The sequence below is a fragment of the Nostoc sp. DedQUE05 genome, assembly GCF_034530955.1.
In the GTDB taxonomy this organism is placed as follows: domain Bacteria; phylum Cyanobacteriota; class Cyanobacteriia; order Cyanobacteriales; family Nostocaceae; genus Nostoc.
This window is the reverse complement of sequence record NZ_JAVRCB010000053.1, coordinates 50,120-57,403: the sequence shown is the minus strand read 5'-3', so window position 1 is coordinate 57,403 and position 7,284 is coordinate 50,120. Positions and strand designations below refer to the sequence as shown.

Sequence of the window (7,284 nt, the reverse complement as noted above, 5' to 3'; positions counted from 1 at the left end):
GCTAGTTTACCAATTAAAGGTTTTACTTAGCAAAGTTAGCTTGGCAGACTACTAGTTGCATCATCTGTGCAAACACATCTAGGGGTTTGTCTGAGCCGATGCTGCTCCAGGTATCTAGCATTTGACTAATGGTTTTGGTCATGAAGGTGACTAATGCTCCAACCCGATGGCGATGAAAGGTTGGTTGCATTAAGCGGCGTTCGCGCCGCCAGGAGTCACCCTCGGCAACTGCTAGACCATTACCGATTACCTGCTTAATTGATTTAAAGTTTTCGCCTTTAATGTAGTTGCGGCTATTTTCTTGCAGGATATACTTCAGATGATCTGGATGAGAGACTAAATAAAGTTGTTGAGGCCCCATTGCCCCCAGATGGACTACTTCGCCATACTCCTGTACGGCATTCGTGAGAAACTGTAGTGGATTCCGCAACATTTGCGGGAGGTTACCTATAATCGGGTAGCCGATAGGGCCGGGAGGAGCTTTGCTGATACTTGGTGAAATGCTCTGTTTGTGCATCTTAACTGTCCTCAAGATTTAATTGAGACTTGACAAAATATCTTGAACTGCTTGCACAATCTGCCCACCAGATGCGATATCTGCACTAATTCGGGCAATATGTTCGTCAAGAGGTTGTTCGTGGTCGTTCCAGATATAAGGACGGTCAGGTGAAGCTGGTTGTCCGATGACATCGCGCACTGCCATATATAAATCTCTGGTAGCAGGAGATAAACAAGCACGAGCATCATAATGGTCTGCAACTAAATAGGTGCGTAAATCAACTGCTTGTACCCCAAATATCAAAGCGATCGCCATATACTGTTGGAAGGTATCTACTGAACGACGCGCTAAGTTTGCCGAAGCAAAACCTTGGCTATTGATATTTTGGTTAAATTGTTCGGCATGGGTAGGAAATCTGTCTGCGATCGAATTTCCATAGAAGGTTAACAATGGCATGATGGAGTTCCCAGATATTTGCAGACCTTTTAGCCCCATATTGACACTGCGCTCTCGGTTCCCTACCAAAGATGCTGGCAGGCCATTGTTAAATTCTGGCGCTACCAGATAGGCTATTTGCACATCCAAATGTTTAGCCAACAACCCGATGTAGTAGCGCAACCGATCCATTCCTACACCGATATACTGTCCCAAGAAATTACCGCCATGATAGCTAACTTGGTTCTCAACATCGATCAGTGGGTTGTCGGTGACAGAATTAATTTCTACTTCGATTTGTTTTTTAATCTGCTCGATCCCATCTACAATCGGCCCCATGTATTGTGGTAAACAGCGCAGTGAATAACGGTCTTGAATTGGATCTCCACCCCGATAGTTGTGAGAACCATCTAGTTCTTCGCGGACTAAGCGTGAACCTGCTAGTAAGTTCAGCATTTGGTTCGCAGCCCATTTTTGCCCTGAATGTGGTTTGAGTTGATGAATAAATGGGTGGAATGATTGATTGGTACCATTCAAACCTTGAATTGCTAGGGCATGTGCCCCCATTGAGAGAGCTAATAAAACTCTGGTGTCGTAAACACAATTGGCAGCAATACCTGTCATGACTGAGGTGCCATTCATCATTGCCAATCCTTCTTTAGGAAGTAATTGTAATGGCTCTAAACCCAGATGGCTCAATGCTGTCGGCGCGTCGATTTCTTCGCCGTTAAAGTCAACAGTATAACAACGGTCTAAACCAACCAATGCCCCAGTAATGTAGGATAAAGGCACTAAATCACCGCTTGCACCAATAGATCCAAATTCATATACATGGGGTGTGACACCAGCATTTAAGAAAGTTTCCATACGCTGGATAAGTTCTAGACGAATACCAGATGCACCATACAAGTGGGAGTTAGCACGCAAAAGCATGGCGGCGCGGACATCAGCTAGCGGTAATTTTTGTCCGGCTCCGGTTTTGTGATACCAAATCAGGTTGTTCTGAAGCAGTGCCGCAGATTCAGGGGAAATGACAACATTGGCCATGCCACCAAAACCACTTGTCACACCATAAATTGGTTGACCAGATTCCACAGCATTACTAATGTAATCGCACGATGCTTGAACGCCTTGCACAACATCTCGATTATCGGTTAGGCGTACTTGAACACCCTGACGGGACACACTAGCTACTTCGTCTATTGTTAGGTCTTGGTTGCCTACAACTACAGTTTTACTGGAATTTACTAGGGAGGTTACAGAAGGTTGAAAGGTCTTGTTTTTGTTGAGTGATGTTGTATTCATTGAACTTCCAATTATTATTTAGATTGCACAGATGATGGACTGATTGGATGTCCTAGTTGGTAGGGTAATGGCAGGCTTATAAAGCCCTAATGGCGGTGGTAGAAACTCGTGCAGCAAACTTGGGGGTAACGCTATGTTGTTTAGACCAACGACCAAAGAACTTAGCTAAAGAAGCCATTTCTAGCATTAATTCTTCAAATGCTTCCGGTGTTAAAGATTGAGGCCCATCTGAAAGAGCCTTAGCTGGGTTAGGGTGAACTTCAATCATTAAGGAATCTGCGCCAGCTGCCAAGGCAGCCAAAGTCATCGGTTGGACAAACTCTGATTTCCCGGTGGCGTGGCTAGGGTCAATCATAATTGGTAAGTGAGTCAAAGTCCGCAAGACAGGGATTGCAGATATATCAAGGGTATTCCGTGTATACTGTCGGTCAAAGGTGCGAATTCCCCGTTCGCACAAAATTACATTGGGATTACCTGCTGCCAAAATATATTCAGCTGACATCAACCAATCTTCAATTGTGGCTGATAGTCCCCGCTTCAATAACACTGCTTTACCAGTAGCGCCTACTTTCTTCAGTAGGGAGAAATTCTGCATATTGCGGGCACCAATTTGGATTACGTCTGCTACTTCAACAATCTTGTCTAAATCAGCTGCATCCATAACTTCTGTGATAATACCCAAACCAGTAACTTCGCGAGCTTTTGCTAACAAACCTAATGCGCTTTCGCCATGTCCTTGGAATGCATAAGGTGAAGTCCGAGGTTTGTACGCCCCACCTCGGAGAAACTGTGCCCCTGCTGCTTTTACTATCTGTGCTGTTTCAACAATCATTTGCTCGTTTTCAACAGAACATGGCCCAGCAACTACAACTAAAGGATGGGTTTGTCCAAAGGTAACAGCTCCATTAGGTGTAGGTACAACCACTTCACTATGTTCTCCATAGCGGAATTCTAAAGAAGCACGTTTAAATGGTTTTTTTACTCGGATAACCTGCTCGATAAAAAGGCTAATATTTTGAATCTGCCTAGTGTCAATTTCTGCCGTTTCGCCAACTAAGCCAATTACTGTTTTATGTTGACCTTGGCATACCTCTGGGGTGATTTGATAATGACTGATTTCTTTAACAACACGCTCGATCTCTGTTGATGGCGTACCTAATTTCATAACTATAATCATTGTCTTGAATCTCCTAATTGCAACTATTTGAGTTGTGATGTCTAAACTTAAGAATGTTGTTTGTTGTTTGTTTAACCCTTCAAATAACAATCAGTCTACTCTTTGAGTTTTATGCAAGATCCTAGAAAATTTCTATTTGGTTAAAATTGAGCGAAGTAATTATCCAAAATATCTCCGATCTTTATTGCTAGATTCCAAAGTTTTCATTGTAAAAGCCTCTCGATTCTACGGCTAATTATTGAAATTTATCTTATGTTAATTTTTGCAGCATTATCTATCAAACCAATTGCCAATACGTCTACAACTAAAAACACTAAGTTCTTTATTCGGGTGCTGCTTGGTTTTACATCTACCATTGTTTTCAAAAAAAAGCAAGTATTTTCATTTTTATTTCCGACTTTTATAATTTTCAAGAGATTGTTTTATTTACCATCCAAAAATCTATTGTTTAAATATTTTTTCTTACTTGTTTGAGCTTGTTTATTTTTTATACAAATCTAAAACTGGATAATTTTTCCAGTTTAGGAATTTACCAAAAATAGATTTTTAAAGAAAAACTAGATGTACAGAGCCTTACTCAATGCTAGTACTGGAAGAGATTGTAAAATCATGAATGGCATTGTAGAAGACATTTTAACATCAAAAAAATCAGGCTGTGTAAATTATAAACTCACTCATTTCTAGCACGTGTTTATAATCGCAAGCTTCAAACGAACATATTATAAATAACGTGAGTTCGACAGATATCTCCTTCCCAGCCTCCCTCTTTTAAAAGGCGAGAGAGGAGTAACGAGTAAGGAGAGTTTTTGCTCCCCTCTCCTACCAGGAGAGGGGCTGGGGGAGAGGTCAAAATAGCACTCGTCGATCTCACGTTAAAAATATGAATATAAATGAATGTAGAGATGTAGCAATACTATGTCTCTATAAGGTTTATGGATAATGCATATTTAATTTTTGAAGATATCTATTTATTCTACTAGATGAAAGTTAGCTCAAGAATTAGTATTTAGACAAGTATCAGAGATTCCTCTAACTACTGCTACTTTTACTAGTTTGTAATAAAGTTAGTTCTGAACGAAGTTTTGCAATATCTTGCTTAAGTTTCTGATTTTTTATCTGTAGTGCTTCTAGTTGTGCTTTATAAGTATCGCGCTCCGCTACCAATTTTTGCAGTTCATTTTGTGGAAGTGGAGAAGAAAGTGGCAGATGATTAGTGGTTGTTTGTTCAATGCTAGAAACCTCAGTCTTGGGTAAGACTAATGTTTCTACTTGATTTGTATCTATCTGCTGACTAATTGAAGAAATTTTTTGTTGTTGTTCCTTTACTGCTTTAGAAGTTTTATATTTTTTGATGAGATTTTTAGCAACCTCTGGATCGACTACTTCGCCTGTTTTCAAAATCTTTATTGCTTCATCTCTAGCCGCTTCAGACGTACTAGGCGCAGCCAGTTTATAAAGAGCAGTAGGAGTAATGCCATTAATCAAATTTCCGATAATCGGAATTTTTGACTCAAATGCTCTAGCAACGTGAATAAACTCATAGGCTGAAGTTTTTCCCATTCCAAACTCCTGTCGTAGCCAAGGTAAAAACTCACCATGTTCGATAATTTTTTGAGCTTCTAGCAAGTTGACACCAATACAATAAATGTCCATAGCGCTTCGTTTTAGCCTACGTCGTGTATCTTCTGCTAAAATAGCTAAACGTTGTTGTTTTTCCTCTTTACTCTCAAAGTCTGACTTGCTCTTAGCTACTAAAGGCTGGTCAATAATTTTCTCTGATTGGGTAGGTATTACTTTGATTTCTATAGGAAAAGCTGTTGACTCATGCTTACTAATTTTCATACAATCTATTCCTGCTAGCATTTGTATTTTTCTTAGAGATATTTTTGCAAAGCAGTTTTTTAGGCTTGTGATTTTATGTTTAAGGGAACTTGTAAGCTAACCAGCATTCAAGTTGCATAATCAGGGCGGGCTTTTCGGCCCACCCCACAAGATATTGAGAAAATTTTGATCTGCAAATTAGATGTGTTTTAGCTTATTAAGTTACTCAGGTCAAGCTAATAACTTTACGCAACTTCTTGTTATATCTTTACAAAAGTACATAATCGATTGCTATCCCAAATACTATTTTAAAAATGCTAATGTGTTGTTATTCGCCAGTTTTGTGGCTTTTTGGCGATGTCTACGACGAGTTACGCCTACGCAGAACTACTCATACCAATTCACGATGAAGATGTACTTAATATTTCTTAAATAAATTGGCAAGTACGCCTTTTCTTAGAGAGGGCGATGAATGCGAGTGATTTTCCCAATTGGCAGAGGCTTTACACCGATTTCCTTCACTGGTGTAAGCGCGATCGCTTTTTTATTCATAATTGAGCCATTTTGTAAAGTCGCCAAACTCCTACTTCAGTAGGGCGACAGCGTGATGAACAAATCAGGTAAATTAAGATAAGTAAAGAAAACGCTTTGAACTAAATGGCAGCTCTAAGCTTACAAGAAATTTCTACTCAGCTAGAAAGTCCGAATTTACGCGATCGCATGGTAGCCCTTGCTAATCTGCGTCATGTTGCGGCTGAGGATGCAGTGCCTTTAATTAAAAAGGTACTAGACGATGAATCTTTGCAACTGCGATCGATGGCAATATTTGCTCTGGGAATCAAGCCAACACCAGAATGTTATTCTATTTTGGTAAAAATTCTTGAAAATGACCCTGATTATGGTATACGCGCTGATGCCGCTGGTGCTTTAGGATATTTGGGTGATGCCAGAGCTTTTGAGGTGCTTTCACGGGCATTTTATGAAGATACTGATTGGCTAGTACGTTTTAGTGCAGCTGTTTCTCTAGGTAATATTAAAGACCCCCGTGCCCATCAAATTCTGATTCAGGCATTGGATAGCAAAGAAGTCGTGTTGCAACAAGCTGCAATCTCTGCACTGGGAGAAATTCAAGACATCGAGTCTGTAGATAAGATCCTGCGCTTCGCCCAATCAGATGATTGGTTAGTGAGGCAGCGTTTAGCAGAAGCCTTGGGAAATCTTCCCACTCCCAAGAGTATCTCAGCTTTAAAATACTTAGAAAAAGACAATCATTTCAACGTTGCTGAGGCAGCCAGAATTGGCCTCAAGAAGCTTGAGGAAATAGGCAATCAAGCTTAATATTAAAACCTCCTGCTAGCTTTTAATAATAATTAAGTGGGAATTTTAGCATTTTGATGCAGGGTAATTTCATTCATGAATATTGAAGAGTTTTTTCAGTTAAGTGCTGGTAAATGGTTTTCTCATCGCACTAGTCAACATTTGGCTTTTAACCAATCAGAACATAGCAAGTCAGATATCATCATTGAGACGCTGCCATTAGATCGTCCAGAAGTAGTTAAGCTGTGTCAAAGTTACAACATTAATCCTAGTTCTGCTTCCTGTGCTACCAAAATTATCTGGAACGGCACAATGGACAAGGATCGAGCAAAACATAGTGGTTCAACTGTGTTAGTTTCAGTACCTGATGCAGATAATCCGACCCAAGGCAGGTTACTCAGAGAAATAGTTGATGCCAATAAAACTCCAGTTGCCGGACGCTATAAATTTGACAGTGATGGTGCTTTAATCCTAATTACAGAGGATGAAAACATATTCTCAGAGGAACGGCTGTGGTTTGCTAGCCCCAATTTGCGAATGCGGGTAAATGTCCTCAAGAGTTTTGGTGGATTTAGCATCACTTCCTTCACTTCAGAGATTCGCATGGGTGGCTTTCCACCCCCTGAGAAGGTTTCCGAGGCGGCTAATTCAGTATCTAGTTAAGTTCGATCGCAAAATATTCTCCCCCTTTCTGGCTACAGTGTACACACAAGTCAAATTACCCCCCTTA

7 protein-coding genes are annotated in these 7,284 nt (G+C 40.4%); 2 read left to right on the top strand and 5 right to left on the bottom strand.

Going from position 1 to position 7,284, the window contains the following annotated elements; genetic code table 11:
• Positions 1 to 22: 22 nt before the first annotated feature.
• The 5 genes from RMZ42_RS29640 to RMZ42_RS29620 form a co-directional block, all read right to left on the bottom strand.
• Positions 23 to 517 (bottom strand): cytochrome P450, encoded by a 495-nt coding sequence (locus RMZ42_RS29640; RefSeq protein WP_322674777.1) that lies wholly within the window; start codon positions 515 to 517, stop codon positions 23 to 25.
• An 18-nt stretch (positions 518 to 535) separates the two neighbouring features.
• A complete protein-coding gene (locus RMZ42_RS29635) occupies positions 536 to 2,239 on the bottom strand; it encodes an aromatic amino acid ammonia-lyase (RefSeq protein WP_322674776.1) in 1,704 nt (567 codons plus the stop codon).
• 76 nt (positions 2,240 to 2,315) lie between these two features.
• Positions 2,316 to 3,416 carry a 3-deoxy-7-phosphoheptulonate synthase gene (aroF, locus tag RMZ42_RS29630; protein WP_322674775.1) on the bottom strand — a complete coding sequence of 367 codons (1,101 nt, stop codon included), beginning with the start codon at positions 3,414 to 3,416 and terminating at the stop codon, positions 2,316 to 2,318.
• 1,029 nt (positions 3,417 to 4,445) lie between these two features.
• The gene (locus tag RMZ42_RS29625) at positions 4,446 to 5,258 is read right to left on the bottom strand and encodes a DUF3102 domain-containing protein (RefSeq protein ID WP_322674774.1); all 813 of its coding nucleotides are present in this window, start codon (positions 5,256 to 5,258) and stop codon (positions 4,446 to 4,448) included.
• Between the two features lie 435 nt (positions 5,259 to 5,693).
• Positions 5,694 to 5,816, bottom strand: a complete 123-nt coding sequence (locus RMZ42_RS29620) for a hypothetical protein (RefSeq protein ID WP_322674773.1) — start codon at positions 5,814 to 5,816, stop codon at positions 5,694 to 5,696.
• Positions 5,817 to 5,894: 78 nt separating this feature from the next.
• On the opposite strand from RMZ42_RS29620, the gene RMZ42_RS29615 reads away from it, so the two are divergent.
• Both RMZ42_RS29615 and RMZ42_RS29610 read left to right on the top strand, forming a co-directional pair.
• Positions 5,895 to 6,575, top strand: coding sequence for a HEAT repeat domain-containing protein (locus RMZ42_RS29615; RefSeq protein WP_322674772.1), 681 nt, complete (start codon positions 5,895 to 5,897; stop codon positions 6,573 to 6,575).
• Positions 6,576 to 6,650: 75 nt separating this feature from the next.
• Entirely contained in the window at positions 6,651 to 7,217 is a 567-nt protein-coding gene (locus tag RMZ42_RS29610) for a phycobiliprotein lyase (RefSeq protein WP_322674771.1), read from the top strand.
• Positions 7,218 to 7,284 lie beyond the last annotated feature (67 nt).